This window comes from Domibacillus aminovorans (assembly GCF_001643235.1).
Taxonomy (GTDB): domain Bacteria; phylum Bacillota; class Bacilli; order Bacillales; family Domibacillaceae; genus Domibacillus; species Domibacillus aminovorans.
In genome coordinates, this window is record NZ_LQWY01000056.1 from 1 (window position 1) to 24704 (window position 24704).

Below are 24704 nucleotides of genomic sequence, written 5' to 3' on the forward strand. Positions count from 1 at the left end.
CCTTTTTCTCTAAATCGGAGATTTTAATTTTCATGGGAGTTGAAAAATGTTCATATAACATGGGCATCTTTTTGTGGTTTAGCGTACGCAAAATCGAAATTTCATTTTCAAATAGCTCTACCTCTTTTTGGTTACGGCGCTTACTTGGCCGAAGCTGTTTGATCACTCTATTCTCCTTTGTTTTCAAGTCTTTGCAAAGATAAACCATCCCATAGCTTCCCGTTCCTATCACACTCAAAACCTCGTATTGATCGTTCAAAACCGTCCCTTCTTTCATCGGTATATCAATAAAAAACTGATATATTTTTCGAATGGAACGTAAAATGGACATTGTTCCCACCTCTTCTTTTAAATTAGGAGATGACATATAGCTTAAAATTCTTTCATGATCAAACTCTTGAGTGTCTTAAGTATACAACTAGGGAAGAATTTTATGTACTACAGCTACTCTGGATCGTCTATATTTATCCGGACAGAAAAATGTAGGTCACGTACACTTGACCTAAAACAGCTGGGGAATCGAAAAAAAGAAGAAGCTGAAACGCGGCACTTTCATGCTAGAATTCAACAATAAATGATGCAGCTGCATCAGAATGGGAAATTGCCGTCTGAATTTTATACAATTTAGATTTGACTTTAGTTCACTAAATTTCCGGTATACATAGCTATAGGAGGCTTACGCCGTTCATGTCCGGTTATCCGCGATCAAAGGTGTCCGACCGGCCATACCGAGTTTGGACGCCGTATGAAAAAAGGAAAACAGTTACGAATGGATAGGCTCGTTACAGATGATCCGGAAGACGATCTGTAACACCCGTGATTTAAGACTGTTTTACAGATCCAAAAAAGATCTGTAACGCCTTCCATCCCTTGTCCTATATAGGTTTATTCTTTCTTATATAAGAATGTTACAGATAAAAGAATACATAACAATACAAAAAAATAATGAATATAGAAAATAAAAACAAAAAAAGTTCTGGCGGAGGGGAGCTGTAACGATGTTTTATCTTGGGAAGAAGTTTTAAACTAAGGACATGGCTTTTCTTATTTTGTATAACGATTGGCATAGTTTGAAGCAACGAAAGCATTTGGTTTAATTTTAGGTTCAACGCCCATCGATTCCATTCTAGCGACCATTTCTTTTACAAACTCCCTTGTTTTATTCCGTTTACCGGCTCCAATATCAATATGGCCTTCCATCGTGAATGTTGCCCCTTCGTATACAGCAGGAAGAACGATATTGATTAACTGATTTTTTCTACCTTCCGTAAACAGGGAAACAATCTCCTCCGTTAAAGATAATTCTTGGGAAATACGTTCGTGTAATTGCGTCATTCTTCTGGGGATGATCACTTTACTTATACATGCCCATACACCATGTCCTTCCTGCTGTATCACAATCCCTGTAATAAAAATGGTATGTGCGGTATGAACTTGGGAATCTGTACCTATCATTAATCGATACTTGCCCCTTGGATTTATTGTCATGAACTTGACAATATGATTGAAAACCTCTTCAAATGACATATTATATTCCTGGAGATTTTGAAATGAATGATTATAAACTGGAAAATACTTCACATTGTAGCACCCCAGCTTTCCTTACTTATTGATAAAATCAACATGACGGAAATATAGTGAAAAATATATGCACTCTCCATACATCATATGGCAAATGTTTTGCTGTCGTGCAGGGGAAAGGAAGACTATAGCCATCTGAAGATAGGGGCAAGTTTTCATGTAGTGACTGTATAAAAGGAAACTGACATTTTATTTGAAGAATGGCTATTACCTAAAATACGCTTGAATTCTTCAGCTATTCAACTATAGAGTAGTTCTTTATTTTAATTTTACGATCACCTTATATGTTCCCTTGCTTGTCCCCACCAACCCTATCATGTACATTATATAAAGAAAAGCACTAGGCAGGTGGTGTTAAATATGGGACATAAATATGAGTTTATTGAACTTCAAGAAAATTTACCTTTTAAAATGTTTATCAATAGTGTGAATTATATTCCATTTCATTGGCATAAAGAAATCGAGCTTATTTTTGTTGTAGAAGGATCTATTGAGTTAATTGTAGAAAGTAAGCGATATGTACTGAATGAACGAGATTTTATTGTGATTAATAGTATGAACGTGCATAAAATTGATAAAACCGATTCGGAGAATGTGTTGTTAACGTTACAAATTGATCTAGAGCTGACGAATCATTATATTCCTGAATTAGAAAAAGTAATATTCCACTGTAATTCACAAGATACAGAGCAACAAGAAGCATATGATATTATTCGGTGTTATCTTGCACAAATGGCCTGGGAACTCAATAAACGTGTAAAAGGATATCGATCAAATCTAGTGGGGATTCTTTATTTATTAATTGGCTATTTATTTCGCTCTTTTCCTCATGAATTGAAAGATGAGAAAATGATTCTATCCAATAATCATGATATGGAACGATTAAGCCAGATTATTCAATACATTGATGAAAATTATATGCGAAAGCTGTCATTAAATGAAATGGCTGAACGAGAGCATCTTAGTTTTTACTATTTTTCGCATTTTTTTAAGGATAAGATGGGCGTGCCTTTTAAGAAATATTTAACTTTAATCAGGTTAGATAAAGCAGCGAGTCAGTTGTTAAAAACAGATAAAAGTGTCTTGGATATTTCCTATGATTGCGGCTTTGCGAATAATAAAGCGTTTAACAAGAGCTTTAAAGATAAGTTTGGGATGACGCCAACCAAGTATCGTCAGCAGCATATGGAGCATCAATCTCTTCTTCCGCCGTCAATCCCATTAATTATCGAGGAAACGCCTAATGGTATTTATTCAGATGTTTCAAAAGTAAACACCTTAGAAAATTTATTTGAATATTTGCCTAATGAAGAGACTCATGTAGCGAATCAACTTACTACGCTCGACCAACTTTTTGTGGAAGTTGATGTAGACCAGACTGGGCAACCGTATGAGCCATATTGGCAAGTGTTAACGACTGCGGGAAGAGCATCAGAAGGTCTTCGTGCCGATTGGCAAGAACAATTTCTTATGTTGAAAGAAGAATTAGATTTTCAGTACATTCGTTTCCATGGAATCTTTAATGATGAAATGATGGTTTATCATGAATCTCCTGATGGGAAAAGTATTTATAATTGGAATTACGTAGATAAATTATACGATTTCTTGATTAAGATGAAGACACATCCTTTTGTTGAATTAGGGTTTATGCCGTCTAGTTTAAAACGTTCGGATGAGACGATATTTTGGTGGAAAGGCAATATTGCTCCGCCCCATGACATGAAAAAATGGATCGATTTAGTTGAGAATTTTATTCGTCATTGTATTCAGCGTTATGGAATTGAGGAAGTGAAGAATTGGTATTTTGAAGTATGGAATGAGCCGGATTTAGAAGGAATCTGCTGGGCCGGGACCCGTGAGGAGTATTTCGACTTTTATCAAGCGACAGCGAATGCGATTAAGTCCGTTTCGTCTGAATTGAATGTAGGAGGTCCTGCTCTCAATTATGGCACAGCCTTGCAAAAAACGTGGCTGACAGATTTTCTTAATTTTTGCGAACAAAACGAAGTACCGATTGATTTTGTTTCGTTTCATATGTATTCGGAATACATTGATACAGAGAAGATGACATCCACTAGTTTAACCGAAATCAAGCAAGCGACTTTTTATCAAGAAATTATTAACAGTGTGCAAGAAACATTGTCTCGTGTTCATCGAAACGATTTAAGTCTGCATGTTACAGAGTGGAATTTTTCTCTTTTTTCGCGGAATCTTATTCATGATACGATGTTCATGGGCCCGTTTATTCTCAAGCATGTCCTTGATTCAATCGGCAAGATTCAGTCATTAGGATTTTGGACATTTACCGACATCTTTGAAGAATTTCTTGCAGGTACCTCGATTTTTCATGGTGGGTTTGGCTTGATGAATATGCAAGGACTAAAGAAGCCATCCTATTACGCCTATTATATGCTGAAAAGATTAGGGTCTCATATTCTTGTGAAAGGTGAACGATATATCATCACGAAACAAAATGAGGACATCCAAATACTAGCCTTTAACTATAGTCATGTGGATCAACTGTTTATGGAAGGTGACTGGTCTGGTATTACGGAAAAAAATCGGTACAGTGTGTTTGAATTAAAAGAACAATTAAGTCTTGAATTGACGATCCATAACTTATCCGGAGTTTATAAATATACGCACTATCAGTTGGACCGCAAGCATGGCTCTGTCTTCGATGAGTGGTTAGCAATGGGTGCCCCTGAATCTCCTTCCGTAGAGGAAATTAATTATTTGAAAAAAAGAAGTGGGCCAACGATTCGAACGGAACAGCTTGTTATTGATTCCTCCTTCCAAGTGACAATGGAAATCCCGTCTTTTGGTGTTCAATTAATTACCCTTAACAAAATCATCTAATGAAAAAAGGCATTCTTGCTAATTAGCAGGGGTGTTTTTTGTTGTCTTTTGATTTTCCCTAATGTGAATGTATGATTCGATTTATAAAGACAACAAAAAATGCCGTAAAACTCAACAAAATTTACAATGTAAACGTTAACAATTTACATTAAAATGTGATTGTAAGTTCAATTGACACAAATAGCTTAGAAGAAATACGATAAATAGATTCTACATCAGGAGATGAAGAGATGATGGAAATAGATGAAATCTACTCAACGCTAACATTAGAAGAAAAGGTATCCCTACTATTCGGAAAAGGGATGTGGGAGATTGCTGGTATTCGCGACATTCCAGATGTGATTATGGTAGATGGACCTCATGGTGTTCGTAAACCAATCGACATTCATACTACTGGAATATTCGAGGGGAATAATGCAGCGACAGCTTTTCCTATATTAGGAGCGCTTTCTTCAACTTGGAATGTCGATTTAGCCTACCAAGTAGGAGAAACATTAGCAAATGAATGTCACCATTACGGTGTTCATGTACTCTTGGCACCTGGGGTGAATATCAAACGAACTCCATTAGGAGGCAGAAACTTCGAGTATCTTTCCGAAGATCCGATTTTAGCAGGTGAAATAGCTAGTGCTTATATTAATGGTTTACAAGAAAACGGAATTGGTACGTCTCTTAAACACTATGCAGCGAATAATTCTGAATTTGAACGGATGACGATTAGTTCAGAAGTTGATGAACGAACACTACGTGAAATTTATTTAACTGCTTTTGAAATCGCTGTGAAAAAATCGAATCCGTGGCTTGTCATGACTTCTTATAATAAAGTCAATGGTTACCGCTCGGAAGAGAACCCGCTTTTAATGAACCAAATTTTGCGAAGTGAATGGAATTATAACGGTGTAACGATTTCCGACTGGGGAGCTGTGACGAATCGCTTAAAAGGATTGCAAGCTACACTAGATATTGAAATGCCAGGACCATCTCTTTCTAGGCAAAAACAATTAGTCGAACAGATTCGTAATAGCGAAGTCGATGAGGCTGTGATTGAAGCTAGTGTGAAACGAATCCTTGAATTAGTTGTGAAAGCGATTGAAGGGAAAAAATTTGCGAAAGACACTTATGACTTCGACCAACATCATTTAATCGCAAAGCAAGTAGCTGTTGAAGGAACAGTGTTATTGAAAAATGATAACGATGTCTTACCGATCAAAAAAGAGAAAACGAAATCGGTGTTAGTGATTGGCCAACATGCAATTAATCCTCGGATCGGCGGTAAAGGTGGAAGTGCAATGGTTACGCCGTATAGCTTAGACATTCCATTGGAAAAAATGAAGGAAATTGCTGGTGATGATATTACGATACATTATGTGAGTGGATATGATGATTTTGATCCGAGTAAAAACGAAATGAATCAGAAAGAAGCGATTGCTTTAGCGAAACAAGTAGACAAAGTCATTATCTTTGCCGGAATACCAGAAGAACTAGAGGAGGCAGAGGGATTTGATAAGGAAGTGACTAAATTGCCAGAGTCACAAATCAATCTTATCTTATCTGTTGTACAAGAACAACCGAATATGACAGTTGTCTTATCGAATGGTTCGCCACTAACAATGACTGGCTGGATAGATCAAGTACCTGCCTTAGTTGAAGGCTGGTTCGCTGGACAAGCAGGTGGAAGTGCGATTGCTGATATCTTATTCGGGTTAGCCAATCCATCGGGTAAGCTGTCTGAAACATTCCCTGAACATATGGCCCATAATCCGGCGCATTTAACTTACCCAGGTGAAAATGGCAAGGTTCATTATCATGAAGGAGTCTTCGTAGGCTATCGTTACTATGATAAAAAGAATATCAAGCCACTGTTCCCATTTGGACATGGTTTATCATATACAGAGTTTACGTATGAATCGATTCAAGTGAATAAAAAAGCAATAAACGATACTGAAACAGTTGAAGTGTCTGTAACGGTTCGCAATAGTGGAGCAATGGATGGAATGGAAGTGATCCAACTTTATGTTCATGACTACGAATCCAGTGTGATTCGTCCATTAAAAGAACTAAAGAAATTCGAAAAAGTTCATTTACAATCTGGTGAAGCAAAGCAGATTACCTTTACATTAGCGAAACGTGATTTTGCATTTTATGATATGGCTTCTCAAGGGTGGCGTGTTGAAACAGGATTATTCGATCTTTTAGTTGGACGTTCCGTAGCGGATATTCGTTTATCGACTACAATTCATGTAACATCGACTGAAGTGAAGAAGCCCGTATTTACACAAAAAAGTTTAACAAAAGAATGGTTACAAGATGAAAATGGCAAGAAAATTATTATGGAATTCTTTGCTCAACTTAGTGACGAATTGAATGTGAAAGATAAATACACCTTATCTTTTCTTAAGGAATGTCCAATTCCCGCGGTGATTTCTCTATTCGGTCAAAAATGGATGGATACCAATGATGCTGGTGCTGCATTAGATCAGTTGATTGCCCAAGTTAATCATGAAAATAAAACTTCTGAGGGGGGATTGTAAGTGAATAAGTTAATTAATTGGATGAATGAAAAGTTTGCGCCCAAATTAAACAAGTTTACAGAAAATGTGTGGATTTCCTCCATTTCAGAAGCGATCATGATTATATTACCAATGATCCTTGTTGGTTCCTTGTTAACCTTATTCTCGATTTTGAATGATTTTATCTCTTGGCTGCCTAATTTATCACCAATAACGACATTCAGTTTCGGATTATTTGGCCTGTTTATCTCTTTCCTAACGCCATACTATATTATGGATAAAAAAGGCTATGATAAAAACAAGATCATTGCTGGTGCAACTGGACTATCACTATTTTTAATGCTCTTATCACCAACAATCTCAGATGATGGGAACATTAGCTTTATTTTAGAAAGACTTGGACCAACTGGCATGATGAATGCGCTAATTGTCGGTATGTTCGTCGGCTTAGTGATGAGTATTTTTAAACGCTTTTCATTCTTTAAAAAAGGCAGTGAGCTTCCGGAATTTATTATAGAATGGATTGATTCATTAGTTCCGATTACCTTTATATTACTTGTAGGTTGGGTATTTATTTATCAACTGCAAATTGATATGTTCGATGTGATAGTAGGAATGCTTCAACCACTTACGTTAATTAGTCAAAGCTTTGCTGGATTTGTGATCATTAATTTCATTCTCGTTTTCCTTTATTCATTTGGGATGAGTCCATGGGTATTAATGCCAATCTTAATGCCAATCTGGCTACAAGCGATTAATGAAAATGCTTCACTTGTTGAACAAGGATTAGATCCAGCTAATATTAACACATTTGAAACGTTTTTCTCTGGCTGGCTTGGAGTCGGAGGTTTAGGTGCAACACTGCCACTGGTGATTTTGCTACTCTTTGCGAAATCCTCTCGCTTAAAATCTATTGGGAAGACAACACTCGTTCCGTCCTTATTTAATATTAATGAACCAATCGTTTATGGAGCAGTTGCCTTTAATCCAATCTTAATGATTCCTTTTTGGCTAAATGCGTTAGTATCACCAATCATTGTATACATTGTTCTTAACAGTGGACTTGTTCCAATTCCGAGCATGCTATTCCAGCTCTGGTATACGCCACTTGGTATATCAACGTACATTATTTCAGGGATAACTGGATTAATTTTACTAGCAATTGTTTTAGCGATCATGTTCCTCATTTGGTTCCCATTCTTTAAAGTGTACGACAAACAAGAATGGAATAAGGAACAAGGAAAATAAGAAAATATGTATAGTTAGTAGAAATGGACTTACCCCAAGGAAGAAGGTATTCGAACGAAGAAGTTTACGGATTTTTCGAACGGGAAAGCTCATCTTCTTTAGACAGGAGATGAGAGTGAGGTCGAACGATGCGTGTCTTATGACGCGTCAATCGTTCGGATTTTTTGTTTTTTCACTGCATATCACTTGCTTCAAGAACGTATATTCGATTGTGATGGATGTATAAAGCGAGGAAGGAGGGACGGCCCCTATGTTTGTGACACATTCCTTTCAAATTCCCTATGATGAAAAGCTATATGATGAATTGAGAATCATGCAGCGGGAAGCCGCTATCCGTTTGGAATGATATCGTTCGGGAAGCCACTTCTTATTATTTGTTTGGGAAAGGCAAGACAAAACAATGGATGTATTTTTTAATGATTTTATGGGTTTCTTCCTTGTTAAGACACCCAGAACCATTCATGCATCTTCCTTATAATGAATCGAATAACAGCCAAATCCACATACAGAAACCTAACAAGAAAACCATCTGCTTCTTGTTTCGTATAAACCTTTACTTTCTCTCATATATGAATATAAGAGGGGAATTGGAGGTGGTGGAGTTTGGTATCAAGAAGTTTAAAATGGACGACAGGCGGTCTTGAGGCTCTTTTGGGCATTCCTTACATCAGTCTTGCATTTGTCGTATCATGGGAGTGGCGTCCGCTTGTTATTATGTTATTTTTACACATGTTCGCTTTGTTTTACAGTGCGAAAGAAAAAACCAACAAAACAGCTTCTATCTTAGGGATTGTCACATCCATCGTCGGGTGGATTCCTGTTGTCGGTGTGGGCATGCATCTTGTCTCCGCGTTCTTCTTACTAAAAAGTGCAGCCAAGCATAAATCGGTCACGGAACAAGAGACACCGACATCGTCTAATTGAAATGCATAGGATGAAACAACGCGTGACTTGAATCAAAATAATCCTTAAGCAAACATTGCTTATTTTCTCGGAAGTCAAGCTGGGCGGTTCATCTGTTCCGTTTACAGGCTTGGAGAAAGTGTACTTTGATGTAGAATAAGCAACTGTTTCGATGCCATCCCCTCATTACCGTAACGTAATGAGGGGATGGCATTTTTAAAACAAATTTTTAAGTTAAAGCTTTTTATCTAAAATGCTCAATCTCTTTTGAATCATCGGATTTGCGGTCAGTGAGTATGCCCATTTGTTCGATATGCTGTTTCGCTTCTCGATTGCCTCACAAGTAAATAATCAAAATGTTTAACGTTATTTCGAACAAGGATAGGCATTTGATTCGGACTCAATACGTAGACAAGATGAATATGAAGATAAAAATAAAAACAACCGTGCATGGAGGCTGCTCTTATATTAAATGATCATTGTGCAAAATTCAAATCATTTTTAAAAAATCAACTCATTTTTACCTTAAACTTTCTTCTTTCTTTTAAAAATATCGTTTTTTTCCTTTTCGCTGTAAGTAATCAGTGAAAGGAGTGGAAGGAGTGAAAACGGGGTTAAATGTGCCAGAAGCAGCAGCGTTTTCAAATATTTATTCAGGTATGCTTTATCGATATGTGAAAGAAGGAAACATACCTTATTACCGGCTAGGACTTCGTGTTTTTTCAATAAAAAGGCACAACAAGTATGGGTGAAAGATCAGAGAAGGATGAGAAACAGTGAGCGATTTGAAGAGCACTTTGATTTGATCCGCTACAACGAAAAAACGCGTGAAATCGCGATTAAATATTGGTGCCGGTACAGTTTTTCAGAGGAGAGAAACCAGTGATAGACAGTGTGTCATGGTGCGGGAACATAAGGAAATACTGGCCCTTACAGATGTGATGTAGTTGGAATGATAAAAATAAATCATCTAACAAGATGACAAGTGAAGAAGGACTTGTCGTATTTGACGGCTCGTATAAATTGTATGTGAACATGGAATTCTAGCTATTTTAGCGATATAGAAAACATTTGGATTCCGTTTGATCGCTTACATGAAGCCTAGGAATTCTCAAATGTTTTCTTTTTTTTGTAAAATCATCAGAAGTGCCGATGAATAGCCATCCGTTGTTCTCTACTTCATTATCTATGGAGTCTATTAGACGTTCCGACATCACTAATTCGATTGAGCGGTATAGATGGGATCATAAAGTCGGTTGAATTCGATGCTGCTGTCAGCTCAATAACCGGATTTTGATGCGTAATAGAGTGCAAATCCCATATCATGCCTTCAAATTTGTTGTATTGTCCCGTTACTCTCATGATCTTTTGGGTAGCAGGTGACGGCTGTATTTGCAAGTTTGTCCATTGATTACCGCTACATTCATAAGGCACAGTCAAACTGCTTTCCATTTGAATCATATTTACGCAATCATCAAGCGATACATTATTAAATCGGTTCGCATTCACCCACGCCATACCGGTTGTTGGTTTTTGTGCTTTTAGTTTTATTCCAATGTTCATGCCTGCTATTTTCACATTTTCAAAATTGACGAATGAAATCTCATGGCCGCTGCCACCGGAAAACAGAGATAATCCTACACCTTTGTGGCTTCCTGACCAATTTATAATATTTAAATCTTCAATTTTGCTTCTGTTCCATAAATTATAATATTTGTGTTTGCCGTCTAAACGGATCACCTCTGAATTAAATGCAACATCATCAATGGCAATGTACGCACCTTTTAGTGAAGCATTTTTTTCTAGTTCGATTACTTTGAAATTTCCATATACGACAAAGATGGTTCCATAACCAAACTCAAGTTTTACCCCTTCTCGTACAATTATAGGGGTAGTAAGAGTATATGACTTATCTGCGGCCATAACCGTTTTGATATTGTTAATTTTGGCATACTCAATCGCATTTTGTACCTGAACGGAGCCTGTTCCGCTAAAATCCTCCACATATACTTTTTCTATTTGTGCCACTTTCTTTTCTCCTCTCTGTAAGTATTTTAGTAGACCCGGGCTGCTCTAGCCGGTCTAAAAAAATGATTATACATGTATGAAAAAGCGATATAATCAGATGGTTGACTTAAGTGACATAGCGTTTGTTTAAAATGTCAGGGGTAAGGGTGGTAAATCTAAATGAAAAGGTATCAGTCAAGAACAAGTTATGTTTTAGTAGCAAGAGACTGAACCGAATCAACTGATACTAAAGTGGTGTGTATAAGGATGTTTGATAAAATGATCGTCTCTAAATGGAATCTTGAGAATTTGCTTGTTACAGATGAGTTTAGAGCTTATATGCCGTATGCAAAATAGCGTAATATCCTAAATAAAATAATGGAAGATCCGTTATCAAGAGGTCAGTTTTACAGATGTTGCTACTACATAACTTGACAATGATCATGCTTGGTTTTTGATTGTAGGCCATCATCGTCAAGAAAGTATAGAACACGATACCAAAGATTTAACTCTATTATCATTTGTGTTTGCAATGATAGATACTTACGCATAGTTTATGCGAGTCAAAATAAAAAGCATAATGAAATAAACTATATTTACCAATAACTAACTAAATTATAAGAGAACAAAGGCGGGAGCAGCTTAAATGAAAAAACGTTTATTGTGTATGTTTTCAATTATTTAATACTTATCTAAGGTAGAAGTGCTTTATATTAGGGGTGACGACCATTTTTCTGAAATTAAAATGGGGCATAGATATGGATTAAAAAATATGGGGAATTCTTGATGCTAGCGATACGAGACTTTTCCTTGGCTTAATGGCAAGTGTCTGTATTTACACGTACACAGGAGTGGTAACTGAAGAAAAGTAATCCATAATTTATCGGAAATAAGAAAAAGGCGTACAAATCTGTTATCAGATGGTACGCTTAACAACAATCTTTATGGACGCCAATAGATATTATCTCTTAATATTTTTGCGGGATTTCCACCCACTACAGTATTAGGAGGAACGTCTTTTGTCACTACACTGCCTGCTGCGATTACAGCCCCCTTTCCGATTTTAACACCCTTCAATATGACCGATCTGCAGCCGATCCAAACGTTATCGCTTATATAAACGGGATTATACACGTGTTCTTGCTTGTTTAATCTATGATAATCTCTATCCATAATGACAACATCCCACGATATATTGCAATTATCCCCTATAACGATTTCTTTGCCACAGTGAATTTCGGTTCTATCTCCAATAGCGATATTATTTCCTATCGTTAATTTTGACTTATGGTCTGTCCCAACTACGCTAAGTTTAACATCTGCATAAAGTAAGACATTATCTCCAAGTTCCACATACCCATTTTTTTTAATGAATCGTATTTTACCGGCTACTTTTAAAAAATGACCGCATTTATCAAATTTGCGTGAAATAACAAAACCTCTTGTCAAGTTATTCATAAAACTGAGAATCTCTCTGATTGATTTGGACTTATAAACATTTAATGCTTTATTAATTACCTCAACCATAAATACCACTCCTTATAGGTATGATATAGCGTTTTTTTAATCAATGACAAACTGTAATCAATAACCATTGTTACCTAGCTTCAAACAGACCATACGCTTATTGAGATTTGACGATGGTAGATGAACTTGCTGCATTATACTAACCCAATCTGATAAAACGGGCATCCGACAAATGCTCTTTTAGGAAAGCCTGTTTCTTTTTAATCTCAATTAATATTTAAGTGATTCTTAAAGATGGAAGAAACACGCTGTTTTTCTTCCTCAGGTACTAAATAATAATAAATATCGTTTATTCTTTTACCCGTACCCGTTATTTGCTCTTGCTTAATATTATTACTAGCAACTGCATCATTTTTTTGAATCGTCTTTATTTCATGGATTGTCATATTTGTTTCGATGTTTTTCTTCAAGGTACTTAAAATGTCATTATAGCTCCACATTGAATCTATACTTGCTCCTTTATCGAGTATTCCCTGAATAATTTGCCGCTGCCGTGTTTGCCTTCCGAAGTCTCCTTGTGGGTCTTCATATCTCATTCTAGAGTATTTCAGCGCCTCTTCTCCATTTAATGTAATGTTTCCTGTAGGAAAGTCCGCCCCATCATATGAAAATGCAAACACATTGTTTACAGAAATTCCGTCCACTGCATCTACCATATCTTTAAAACCATCCATATTCACTTTTACGTAATAATCAATTGGAATATCGAGAAATTCTTCAACCGTTTTTGCCGACATATTTACACCTCCAAATGCATAGGCATGATTGATCTTATCTACTTTCTCTTTCCCTGCAATATTCACACGAGTATCTCGTGGGATGCTAACGACCTTCAGCGAATGATCTTGTCCATTCACTGACATAACCATCATCGTGTCAGAACGACCTTTATCTCCTTCACGTTCATCCACTCCTAATAAAAGCACCGTAAACCCATCTTTGTTTTTTAACGAAACTTTTTGAGGACGCTTTTCTGACTTTTCAAGTGCCGACTCATTTAGTATCCCATTCAGCGTTTGATGTAAGGAGACGTAGGCGCTAAATATGAACCCCGCTACACTTAATAGTAAAACCAAGACCATTATGAGAATGATCTTCCTTTTCTTTCTACCCATCCCTTAACCTCCTTTTAAAAGCATACTAAGATTAGGAGTGTTGATGATCTAATTGATAAACTTTTCGCATAATGATGTTATGTTCAATCGATAGACCCCGTTCTTTCATCATCTCTAACAAGATTTTCAAAGTAGTATTAGCATATTCAAATGTCAGAGATTTTTTGAATCAGCCCCCTTTTTTTGTTCCCAGATAATGATGAAACTTTAGAAGATCAACTTTATTCATACTTGCTTTTTCAGCCTCGTGTAAAAACTCTGTCCATTCATTTTTTGTTTCTGACTGTATAAGTTGTTCTGGTTTGATTAGGTGATCGGTTGTGATCCCAAGCGCGGCAGCGATTTTAGAAAGAATATATAGTGAAGGGTTGACAGTTGGTTTTCTTTCTAAATTAGATAAATAGGATTTGGATATTTGTGCCTCTTGGGCAAGTTTTGTAAGAGTATAACCTCTTTTTTCTCGTAATTGTTTAATACGGTTTCCTATCATATGAAATACCCCTTTCTTGGTTTTTGTTCATTATAACGCACATTTTTTGATTTTGTGTATTTTTATTTAATAATAACCCTTGATTTGTTCTTTAAAAAGAATAAATGGGTATATAAACCTATTATTTTTTAGTTGGATACATGCTATACTCTCCGTAAGAAATGATCTTTATAAAGAACAAAAATAATCAAAATGTACTTTATAAAGAAAGTTAATTAATGAAAAGAGGGCTTACTGATTGTGAGTGACTGGTTTTTTAACAGATTAATTAGGAGAGTGAGAAAATGAAGGTGTTAGTTACGGGCGGGGCGGGGTTTATCGGTTCGCATATTACAGAGGAGCTACTTTTGCAAAATCATCAGGTAGCGGTTGTGGATAACCTCTCTAGTGGCAAAAGAAATCAAGTGGCATCAGGGGCAACATTTTATGAAGAGGATATTAAAAACGAGGTTCTTCATGAAATTTTTTCGGATTTTCAGCCAGACTATGTCATTCATCAAGCTGCCCAAGTTTCTGTAGCAAAGTCACTTCAAGATCCGCTCAAGGATAGTGAAGAAAATACTTTAGCTACGATTAATGTGCTCGAAGCTTGTGTCAAACACAATGTGAAAAAATTGATTTTTGCTTCCAGCGCTGCTTTATATGGCAGCCCGAAGTATTTGCCGGTTGATGAACAGCATTCAGTTAATCCAATCTCTTTTTACGGATTATCTAAGAAACACGCAGAAACCTATATCAAAATGTTTGCTCAATATCATGGGCTAACGTATACGATTTTACGTTATGCCAATGTTTATGGCATGAGACAGGATACAAAGGGGGAGGCGGGTGTAGTGGCCACTTTTATGAAGAGGTTTTTAAACAATCAACCGCTCAGCATTTTCGGAGACGGAGCCCAAACCAGGGATTTCATTTTTGTGAAAGATGTGGCAAAAGCGAATGTGGCTGCGTTAACAAAGGGAGAAAATGAAGTTATTAACATTAGCACAGAAAAGCAAACGTCTATATTAAATATTGTGAACGAATTGAAAGCGATAACTAACAGTGATATTTTTCCTGCTTTTTATCCTGAATCGCAAGGAGATATTAAAGACAGCATTTTGGCAAATACCAAAGCAAAAAACATGCTGAATTGGAAACCAGATTATTCATTTGTAGAAGGATTAAAAGAAACGATTTATTTTTATCAAAAGGAAATGATCGTACGAAGCTAATTAAAAGAAAGGATGGGCCGTTGTGCAGAGTGAAATGACTATAAAGGATTTTTTTCATTTAATTAAGAAAAGAATCATTGTGATAAGCGTGATAGCGGCTATGGTAATGGTGATTACGGCCTTTGTTACAATCTTTCTTTTTAGGCCGGTGTACGAGGCTAGCGAACATATTTTAATAGGAAATTTGCAAATTACCAATGCAGAGAATTCTTATGAGGAAACACAAAAAATTCCACAAACGCTGGCTTCTTCTGTTGATTTTATTAAAAGTTCAATTGTTCTGAATGCAGTGAAACAAGAGCTCGGTTTACAAGAAGTGTCACTAGAAGAAAAAATGATGATTGAAAATAATAAAGATTCACAGATTATTACGATTCATGTCAAAGATCAAGATGCAGAACTGGCAAAAAAAATCGCAAAGACGACTGCGGCTATATCGATCCAAAAAATGAATGTTTTTCTTAAGCTTAATGAGGTGAAAATTTTAGAACAAAATGAAGACCCTATTAAAGAAAACAATGTTGTCTCCTCAATGACTATTTCTCTTATCGTAGGAGTGTTTTTAGGAATTGGTCTGGCGGTCATTCTTGAACAGTTAGATGACTCGATAAAAAATGAGAGAACGGTGGAAGAGTTGATCGGTTTATCGATTTTAGGGAAGTTTGACGGCAAAGCCAAGATCCAAAAAAGTGGCAAAGGAATTCCTAACTATAAAGAATTTTACAAAGAAAGGAGAAAGTTCAGTGCTAAAGAAAAGAAAAACCAAGCGGATAGAGCAACTACGATCTCCTGAAAGGGGGCTAAATACTGAGCAAATTAGAATGGTTCGAACGAACATTTTAAATGAAACAAATCATGGAAAGCCAGTATTAATGGTAACATCTCCTAAAGAAAATGAACTACAGCCGCTAATATCTTCTAAGCTGGCAATCTCATTTGCTGAAATTGGAAAAAAAGTGCTGCTTGTCGATGCCAATTTTAGAAAGCCAGCTTTGCATGAATTGTTTGGCATCAATAACAGGATAGGACTGAGCAATCTCTTAATGGATGAAGAAGGGGAGGCCAGTGAAGTATTTATTCAAAATCTCTATATGCTGCCTACAGGATCTTATTCTATGCACCTGGAAGGCTTTGAAAAGATCGAACAATTAATGACTGAATGGAAGCGCTATTATGATGCTGTTATTGTGGAAGCACCAGCATTTTTAGAAGTGGCCGATTCTCAAATTCTGTTAGCCGCGTGTAGTGGTATGATCCTTGTGATTCAAGAAAATCAGACAAAAAAAGAGGATGTTCTGAGAACGAAAAAGATGTTAGAAAGAGGAGGATATCCTATTTTAGGGGCGATTTATCAAACAAGTTAAAAGTATGCAGGTGATGATAGATGGGTCATGTAAGAAAGAATTCTATTGGGAAAAATGTATTTCATTTATTTTATAGTACTGCTTTTTCAAGCGGGTTGAATGCTTTTACTCTAGTAGTTCTGGCAAACTACCTTGAGTCTAGCAGCTATGGAATGTTCAGCATTGCACTGGCATTCTCGCTGATTATGGGATATTTCACAGATGTGGGAATGAGTGTAACGATGCTGCGAGAAGGATCAAAAAAAGGAATAAGTTTATCCACTGTGATTTCTTCCTATATTAAAATCAGGCTAGTATTATTAGGAGTTACTTTTGTAGGCGGATTTTTCTTTATTCAGTTACTCTACCAAGATCAGCCAGAGTTGATGCAGACAATGTATTATTTGATTTTTCCGATGGTAATAGGATTGACTATGCAAAGCATCAGTGTTACCTATTTTCAACTGGTAGAAGAAATGCAGTATTCTGGGCTTATCCGCATGTGTTCAGCGGTGTTCCTTGTTATTTCCATCTCATTGGGCATGTTTTTTTCACTAAAGCCGACCATCATTGCTCTTTTATATGGCTGTTCTTATTTGTTTGCAGGAATGGGTGGCATGTACTTAACCAGTAAAAGAGTGGAAATCCGTTTTAAAAGCGCTTTTCATAAAGATCTATTGAAAAATATGCTGTCCTTTATTATAAGTGGCTTACTTATTGTGATTCTTCCGCAACTTGGACCGCTCGTACTAGAAAAAACATTAACATTAAAGCAGGTAGGGTTTTTCGCTGTTGCTTACCGGATCCCCTCTGCTTTGTATCAAATCCCAGGTGTGCTCGCAGGAGCTTTCTATCCAGTGCTGTTTAAAAGTTATAACAGCAAGGGGGGATCGGAACATTTACAGCTGAATATTTTGCAACTTAAAATGATGGCGTTAACAGGTATGGCAATGACGGTTCCTTTGTATTACATGCCGGAGATCATCATCCACTCGCTGTTTGGGGAAAAATGGTTGTTTGCATCTAGCGCTTTACAGATATTGTCTTTTATGCTTGTGCTGCAAAGTATAAATGTGGCACTTGCTGACGGACTGACAACAAAAGCTTTACAGACTCGTCGAACGATTGTCCAGGCGGTAGCTGTTGCCGGAGGGATTGGGTTTTATACTTTTTTCAGTCGACAGTACGGAGTGGAAGGAGCGGCTTTCGCTGGAATTGCTGTTGAGATCCTTTCCTTCGCTGGTTTCTGGTTATTAAACCCGAAAAGGGGGGAAATAGCAAAAAAAGTCTTACTACCTTATATTTCTACCTTTATCATTTTGCTTGCAGTCATTACGCACTTTTTATCAGCACAACCGATTTCTGCTGTTGCTCTTCATTTGTTGTGTCTTCTTATCATAATAGGAGTGGATCCGGAATTGGCACGAAAATTAATAAGTTTCATCAATCAAAAGAAAAACTTTGAAAAAAAGCAGTGGAACGGGAGGTAAAAGATGGCACTTCTTAATGATGCCAGTCAGACGAAGCGCAACACCGGTCTGTTTTTACTGTTTTTCCTCTTTATGTTAGGTAAATATAACATTTATATTGGATTTGCGCTTAAGCCTTATATGATCTTTTTGATTTTGTTCTTACTTTTTCGTCTTTCAGCTATTTCTTTTCAGAAACTATATCCCTTTGAATCCATGTTGTTATTGTTTTATTTGTTTTACAGCTTCACTGGGGCTTTTTCGGTTTATCCATTTGCTAGTCTTCGTATCACTTTAGGAATCATTTTGCTCATCTTCTGCTACTTTATTTTACGATCTATTTTAGAGGGTTACTCAGATAATGCCATACAAAAGGCAGTGGCAGGAGCTGGTTTGTTGTTTAACGCCGTAAGTCTTGTCTTGTATGTGATTGGTTTGAAAAGTCTTGGATTTCAAGCGCAGGGAGAGATGATTTCTAGTTATGGTACGCTTTTGGATAGAGATTATCCAAGGTTAATTGGTTTGGTTGAGGACCCCAACCTTTATGTTTTTTACAATACAATCTTCTTTACATATTTTTTAACAAATATAAAAAGTTGGAGAAATAAAATAGGTTTCACATTATGCTTGTTGACGAGTATCTTGACATTTTCAAGAGGCGGCATTTTGGCTATGTTCGTTATTATTTTAATATATATCGCCGTATGCAGCCCTGCTAAAAGATGGAGAATACTGATTGCTGTGGGGGGATTTTTTGCAGCGGCTAGTTATATGGCAACATCTATAATGACGTTCGATATTGGCCAACTGCTTGAAGCACGAATTGAGGATTTTTCCAATGATGGGGGAAGTGGACGTTTCGAGTTGTGGGGCCGGGCTTGGGAATTTTTTTTGGCACATCCAGTTATGGGTATAGGAGCGGATAACTTTATTGAATACAACAAATTTTATTATGGAGAAGGTTTGTACACTCATAACACGTTTTTACATATTTTAACGGAATCTGGTTTATTAGGATTTTCTTTGTACGTCACCGTTCTTTTCCTTATTTTTATCCAGCTTCTTAAAAGTCGCATAATGTGGGAAAAACCGTATTTATTTTTGTCCTTTATCGCATTTTTGCTACAAATCATGTCTCTATCTTTAATTATTAATGAAGTATTCTTTCTATACCTGGCTATTCTATCAGTTATTGTAAGAAAAAAGGAAAATAAACAACTCGTAGAAAAACAAAAAACAAGGGATGCTCAATTGATTGCAAAGGAGGTTCATGGAAATGAATGTATTGTTAATGACAGATAAATTAATGACAGGAGGAGCAGAATATTACTTTTGCAAATTGGAAAATCAACTAAAGCATTCAAAGCTTGTCTTTTATACGGCAGCAGGCGGCGGTGAGCTTTACGAGCAAATCAACAATAAAAAACATTTTATCAATATGTCTCATAGCAACCATATCGCTAATCTGATCATGATCAAAAGGAAAGTGAAGGAATACGATATTGATATCATTCATGCCAATAGTTTACGAATGGTTCTGTACGCAGTTGCCATTCAGAAAATGATGAAAAAAAAATTGAAAATTATTTATACAAAGCACAATGTAACGATGATAGAAAAAAGTTTTCGACCAGTTTTCACCAGATTATTAAACCGGTATGTAACGAAAATTATTACGGTTAGTGGTTATGAACAGGAGAATCTTTTTCAGCTGGGGGTTCAGAAGGAAAAGATCACAACGATTTACAACGGAGTGGATTTAGGTCAATTTATGTATCACCAAAAGGAAAAAGATAACGTTTATAAAGTAGGAATTTTGGCGAGATTATCTCCAGAAAAAAATCATGAATTATTTTTGGAAATTGCTAAAAAGTTGAAACAGTATCCAGAAATTAAATTTTATATAGGCGGGGATGGCCCCCAATACCCAAAAATTCATAAAATGATTGAAGAGTTCGAACTTACTCATCATGTGCAGATGATTGGGGAAGTGAAGAATCCAGAAAGCTTTATTAAAGATATGGATGTACTTGTTTTAACTTCTCATAGGGAAGTCTTTCCCATGGTCGTTCTTGAAGCAATGGCTGTCGGAACACCGCTTGTTTCAATTAATATAGGTGGAATTAAAGAAGCGATCACAAGCGATGAATTCGGCTGTCTTGTGTCAGGATATTCAGCCGATAGATTTTGTGAACATATATTGGCTATAAAGGAAGATCAGCAGTTTAGAAATAAGCTAGTAAATAGTGCTCGCGATAGGGTACAGAAAAATTTCTCCTTAGAAAAAATGGTTACTTACACAATGAGAGAGTATTTAAACATATAAAGAAAACACAAGAATGTCGCTTGTTTTTTATAAACAGTAATTTAGATAGATTAAAAATAAGATAATAACGAAAGAAGGGTCAGAATGGGCAAGAGCGATGAAGGGCGCATTGGTAAAATTATTCTTGTTTTATCTGATATATTTATAGTTCATCTGGGCTATTTAACAGCATACTGGATTCTGCATGGTTTTTCCTATCCGTTTTATTATATAGATGCAATACCATGGATTTCAGCAGCAGTTTTGACTATTTTCTACTTATTTAATATGTATACAGATTGGCAAAGAAAAAACTTTCAGCAGGTACTATATACGATCTTGTTATCGTTCGGAATGTTTACTGTTTTGATGATGGCTGTTGCTATTCTTTATCCGATTGAGATTTTTTCAATAAAAAACATTATGCTTGCTTTTATAATTCAGAATATTTCGGTAATAATGAGTCGCTTTTTTATTTGGCATGTCATAAGAAGAATATATGGAAAGAAAAAGTTATTAATTATCGGTGAAAATGAAAAAGTGGGTTTATCTTTAGCTGATAAACTGCTTTCTCATAATAAAGGATGGTTTATTATTAGCGGATTTTTACTTTTAAGCGAAAAACATAAACTGAAAAGCTACATAAAAGAAATTGATGTTGTGCTTGTCAGTCCTTCAATTGATGAAAAGCAAAAAAGTGAAATGGTCAGCTTGTGTGTAAAATATGGAAAAGAAGTATTAATCGTACCTAAGCTTTTTGAAATATTTATACATGGTTCAGCTCCTCAGCAAGTGGATGATATGCTCGTTTTGTCTATCCCTCCCGCGGAGCTTAGCATGGCCCAGCGTGCGGTTAAGCGTGCATTCGATCTCGTCGCAGCTACAGCAATATTAACTGTTACTAGTCCTTTCACTATTTTTTTGTGGATACTTATTCCGCTTACGTCTCGGGGACCGGCCTTCTTTAAACAGGATCGTATTGGTGAAAATGGAAAACCTTATAAAATTTATAAATTTAGGAGTATGGTGCAGGATGCAGAAAAAAACACAGGGCCTGTACTGGCAACAGAACGTGACCCGCGGATAACATGGATCGGCAGATTGATTCGAGCTACACGACTTGATGAATTGCCGCAATTATACAATGTCTTAAAAGGGGAGATGAGTCTGATTGGACCAAGACCGGAAAGGAGCTTTTTTATCGATCAATTTCAGCAGCAAATACCTGATTATGCATATAGAATGACTGTCAAACCTGGTCTAACAGGACTTGCACAGGTGATGGCAAAATATACAACGACTGTTGAGGACAAGCTTCGATTTGATCTAATGTATATCCGGCAATATTCATTTGCAGCGGATATTAAAATTTTACTGCAAACGATCCGGGTCGTTCTCCAGCGGGAGCAGGCTAATGGTGTTAACGAAAAAGATTATCAGAGAGAAAAACAGCTGTTGCAGCTGCTGGGACAAAATGAGGCTGCTGGTCTCAATGAAGGGAGATGTATGGAGTGAATATTTTATTTATCACACACGGAAAGCCAGAAGTTCCGGGGAAAGGTGATCAAGTCAGAGCGTTTCAGCAAATAAAAAGCTTACTGAAAAAAGGACACACTGTTCATTGTTTGTTTCAAGAAAAGAACGAAGCCTATTGGTGCTGTGCCACCTCTATTATTAATGGAGAAAGTAAAGAGAAACATAAAATAAAGACGAAAAGTAAGCATCTGTCAGTTGCTAAGAGTTTTTTTCTAAAGGGCTACCCGTTAAGTGTTTCTCTACATTCCTTTCCGACTTTAAAGGGATTTCTGAAACAAATTACGGATCAGACGCATTATGATGTTGTCCAAATTCAATCAAAAGTCCTTCATAATTTCTCTACTAACAGCATTCCAGGTTCAACTGTCCTAATTGATTATATTGATGCCATTAGCCTCAATTTGGAAAGAAGATACAAGTGGACGAAGAAACCGCTTGAAAAACTTGCGGTTAAGGGCGAGCTTGGAAGGATGAAAAAATATGAAACATTTATAAAAAAACAATGCTCAAAGGCGATTATTATCTCTCCTGCAGATAAAGAGTTTTTGCATCTAAGAAGAGTAAGCCAGGTGGATGTTGTCCCAAATTATATTGATTTAGCTTATTTTCATATGAACAAGTTTGTTGAAAATAGAAAAAAAGCCATTGTGTTCACAGGAACAATGGGTTATGCCCCAAATATAGATGCAGCGGTAAGGCTTGTAAAAGATATTTACCGCCCTTTAAAGAAAAAGTTTTCTGACTTGGAGTGCTGGATCGTTGGGGCTAATCCTGCAGCTGAAGTAAAAAAACTAAACAAAATTGAGGGGGTAACTGTCACAGGGTTTGTGGAAGATATTAGGGAGTGGCAATGGAAGGCAGCTGTGTATGTTTGTCCTTTGCGCTTTGGCGCAGGTCAACAAAATAAAATACTGGAAGCTGCTGCTCTAGGCTGCCCGATTGTGATGAGCAATGTAACCAATTCCGGTATAGGCTTTACAAATAATGAAGAAGCGATCATTTGTGAATCTAATAAAGAATTTGTTGCGCAGACTGAACAGGTTTTGTTGAATCAAAATCTGGCAGAGTCATTAGCGAAGCAGGCAAGCCATTTTGTAGCAAGCCATTTTTCAGAGGAAATTGTGGCAAATCAATTAGTTTCGGCCTATAGGGGAACCGATTAATTTTATCAAAAAACTGCAGGAGTGGAGGAATTAAAATGAAATTAATACTACTGTCCGGGGGATCTGGAAAACGTCTTTGGCCATTATCGAATGATTCTAGATCAAAGCAATTTTTAAAAGTACTTGCTAGTGAAAACGGTCAGATGGAATCGATGGTTCAAAGAGTGTGGAAGCAGCTTGATCACGTTGGCCTGCAACAATCAACATTAATCGCTACCAGCAAATCACAAGTAGATATGATACAGAGTCAGCTCGGCTCCCATGCCCCGCTTCTTATTGAACCGGAGAGAAGAGATACATTTGCAGCTATTGCTCTTGCCGCAGTGTATCTGTATAGCATCAAAGGAGCAAGTTTACAAGAAGTGGTCGGTGTACTTCCAGTCGATCCATTTGTTGAGGACCGTTTTTTTCATAGAATAGGAGAGTTAGAGGAAGCGCTATTATCATCACAGGCAGAGCTTGCTTTAATAGGGATAGAGCCAACGTTTCCTTCTTCTAAATATGGCTATATTGTACCTGGAAAAGTGAATAATCAAGAAGAATATATAGTGATAAGCCATTTTAAAGAAAAGCCAACGGAACTACAAGCAGCTGAATTAATTGAAAAACGTGCTTTATGGAATGCAGGAGTAGTGGCATTTAGACTAGGATATATAATTTCTTTACTTGAAGAAAAAGGACTTCCTATTCAGTATGAGGAATTATATAAAAACTATGCTACCTTACCAAAAAATTCATTTGACTATGAAGTATTGGAAAAGGCGAAAAAGATAGTAGCTCTTCCATACGATGGTTTTTGGAAGGATTTAGGAACGTGGAACACGCTTACAGAAGAGATGGTCACAAATCAAATTGGGAACGGAATAGTCAGTAACGATTCTAACAATACTCATCTTGTTAATGAACTTGGTATTCCGATTACAGTGGTCGGTGTGAATAATGTAATAGTCGCTGCTAGCCCGGATGGTATTTTAGTATCGGATAAACATGAGAGCTCAAGAATTAAAGCATTACTTGATGGAATTCAGCGACGGCCAATGTATGAGGAGCGGCGCTGGGGCTGGTACCGTGTTCTTGATCACACGCAAGTGGGAGAAGGAACAGAAGTATTAACAAAACGGGTCTGTGTAAAAGCAAATCGGAACTTAAGTTACCAACAGCATACCGCCCGAAGTGAAGTTTGGACCATTATTAAAGGGAAGGGGGAGTTTGCCCTTAATGGCTGTATTTATTCTGTAAAAGCAGGAGATGTGCTTCATATTCCAGTTAGAGCGGAACATGGAATTAAGGCAATCACTGACTTAGAGTTTATTGAAGTTCAGTCAGGCACAAGTCTTGTAGAAGAAGACATTTTGCGCATTTACATGGAATGGAACGATGTGATGGAGTACTGTAATAAAGTTGTTAGCTAAATGAAAAGGGCAAAACAGGAGA

Annotated in this window: 19 protein-coding genes and 1 pseudogene; 14 read left to right on the forward strand and 6 right to left on the reverse strand. The window is 36.7% G+C overall.

Annotation, left to right across the window (positions count from 1 at the left end; all coding sequences use genetic code 11):
- Both AWH49_RS15205 and AWH49_RS15210 read right to left on the reverse strand, forming a co-directional pair.
- Positions 1-259, reverse strand: a 259-nt coding sequence (locus AWH49_RS15205) for a protein kinase domain-containing protein (RefSeq protein WP_244886889.1), incomplete at its 3' end; no start/stop codon positions are given.
- 785 nt (positions 260-1044) lie between these two features.
- Positions 1045-1581, reverse strand: coding sequence for a ribonuclease H-like YkuK family protein (locus AWH49_RS15210; RefSeq protein WP_082862886.1), 537 nt, complete (start codon positions 1579-1581; stop codon positions 1045-1047).
- Between the two features lie 360 nt (positions 1582-1941).
- On the opposite strand from AWH49_RS15210, the gene AWH49_RS15215 reads away from it, so the two are divergent.
- From AWH49_RS15215 to AWH49_RS20160, 5 genes are all read left to right on the forward strand, one after another.
- Positions 1942-4440: a GH39 family glycosyl hydrolase gene (locus AWH49_RS15215; RefSeq protein ID WP_063966425.1), complete on the forward strand. Its 2499-nt coding sequence runs from the start codon at positions 1942-1944 to the stop codon at positions 4438-4440.
- 230 nt (positions 4441-4670) lie between these two features.
- Positions 4671-6971, forward strand: a complete 2301-nt coding sequence (locus AWH49_RS15220) for a glycoside hydrolase family 3 C-terminal domain-containing protein (protein WP_063966426.1) — start codon at positions 4671-4673, stop codon at positions 6969-6971.
- Entirely contained in the window at positions 6972-8198 is a 1227-nt protein-coding gene (locus AWH49_RS15225; RefSeq protein ID WP_018393657.1) for a PTS sugar transporter subunit IIC, read from the forward strand.
- 603 nt (positions 8199-8801) lie between these two features.
- Complete coding sequence (locus tag AWH49_RS15230) at positions 8802-9122, forward strand: hypothetical protein (RefSeq protein ID WP_063966427.1); 321 nt, start codon at positions 8802-8804, stop codon at positions 9120-9122.
- A 581-nt stretch (positions 9123-9703) separates the two neighbouring features.
- Positions 9704-9853 (forward strand): MerR family transcriptional regulator, encoded by a 150-nt coding sequence (locus tag AWH49_RS20160; protein ID WP_157723750.1) that lies wholly within the window; start codon positions 9704-9706, stop codon positions 9851-9853.
- Between the two features lie 430 nt (positions 9854-10283).
- Here AWH49_RS20160 and AWH49_RS15235 read toward each other — a convergent pair whose 3' ends face one another.
- The 4 genes and pseudogenes from AWH49_RS15235 to AWH49_RS15250 all read right to left on the reverse strand — a co-directional run bounded on the left by AWH49_RS15235 (position 10284) and on the right by AWH49_RS15250 (position 14240).
- Positions 10284-11129, reverse strand: a complete 846-nt coding sequence (locus AWH49_RS15235) for a hypothetical protein (RefSeq protein ID WP_063966428.1) — start codon at positions 11127-11129, stop codon at positions 10284-10286.
- Positions 11130-12074: 945 nt separating this feature from the next.
- Positions 12075-12224: pseudogene (locus AWH49_RS21360) on the reverse strand (DapH/DapD/GlmU-related protein); the annotation flags it as partial.
- A 617-nt stretch (positions 12225-12841) separates the two neighbouring features.
- Entirely contained in the window at positions 12842-13750 is a 909-nt protein-coding gene (locus AWH49_RS15245; protein WP_063966429.1) for an LCP family glycopolymer transferase, read from the reverse strand.
- A gap of 169 nt (positions 13751-13919) precedes the next feature.
- Positions 13920-14240 (reverse strand): helix-turn-helix domain-containing protein, encoded by a 321-nt coding sequence (locus AWH49_RS15250; RefSeq protein ID WP_063966430.1) that lies wholly within the window; start codon positions 14238-14240, stop codon positions 13920-13922.
- Positions 14241-14524: 284 nt separating this feature from the next.
- Here AWH49_RS15250 and AWH49_RS15255 point away from each other — a divergent pair, with 284 nt between their 5' ends.
- The 9 genes from AWH49_RS15255 (at position 14525) to AWH49_RS15295 (ending at position 24682) form a co-directional block, all read left to right on the forward strand.
- Positions 14525-15454, forward strand: coding sequence for an NAD-dependent epimerase/dehydratase family protein (locus tag AWH49_RS15255; RefSeq protein WP_063966431.1), 930 nt, complete (start codon positions 14525-14527; stop codon positions 15452-15454).
- Between the two features lie 22 nt (positions 15455-15476).
- Positions 15477-16247, forward strand: coding sequence for a YveK family protein (locus AWH49_RS15260; RefSeq protein ID WP_063966432.1), 771 nt, complete (start codon positions 15477-15479; stop codon positions 16245-16247).
- The gene (locus tag AWH49_RS15265; RefSeq protein WP_157723751.1) at positions 16198-16818 is read left to right on the forward strand and encodes a CpsD/CapB family tyrosine-protein kinase; all 621 of its coding nucleotides are present in this window, start codon (positions 16198-16200) and stop codon (positions 16816-16818) included. The genes AWH49_RS15260 and AWH49_RS15265 overlap by 50 nt, the downstream gene beginning before the upstream one ends.
- A 20-nt stretch (positions 16819-16838) precedes the next feature.
- Positions 16839-18287: an oligosaccharide flippase family protein gene (locus AWH49_RS15270; protein ID WP_063966434.1), complete on the forward strand. Its 1449-nt coding sequence runs from the start codon at positions 16839-16841 to the stop codon at positions 18285-18287.
- A 3-nt stretch (positions 18288-18290) separates the two neighbouring features.
- Positions 18291-19568 (forward strand): O-antigen ligase family protein, encoded by a 1278-nt coding sequence (locus AWH49_RS15275; protein WP_063966435.1) that lies wholly within the window; start codon positions 18291-18293, stop codon positions 19566-19568.
- A complete protein-coding gene (locus AWH49_RS15280) occupies positions 19543-20592 on the forward strand; it encodes a glycosyltransferase family 4 protein (RefSeq protein ID WP_063966436.1) in 1050 nt (349 codons plus the stop codon). Before AWH49_RS15275 ends, AWH49_RS15280 begins: the two co-directional genes overlap by 26 nt.
- An 84-nt stretch (positions 20593-20676) precedes the next feature.
- A complete protein-coding gene (locus AWH49_RS15285) occupies positions 20677-22086 on the forward strand; it encodes a sugar transferase (protein ID WP_063966437.1) in 1410 nt (469 codons plus the stop codon).
- Entirely contained in the window at positions 22083-23270 is a 1188-nt protein-coding gene (locus AWH49_RS15290) for a glycosyltransferase family 4 protein (protein ID WP_063966438.1), read from the forward strand. Before AWH49_RS15285 ends, AWH49_RS15290 begins: the two co-directional genes overlap by 4 nt.
- 35 nt (positions 23271-23305) lie before the next feature.
- Positions 23306-24682, forward strand: coding sequence for a sugar phosphate nucleotidyltransferase (locus tag AWH49_RS15295; RefSeq protein ID WP_063966439.1), 1377 nt, complete (start codon positions 23306-23308; stop codon positions 24680-24682).
- The last annotated feature ends 22 nt before the right edge of the window (positions 24683-24704 follow it).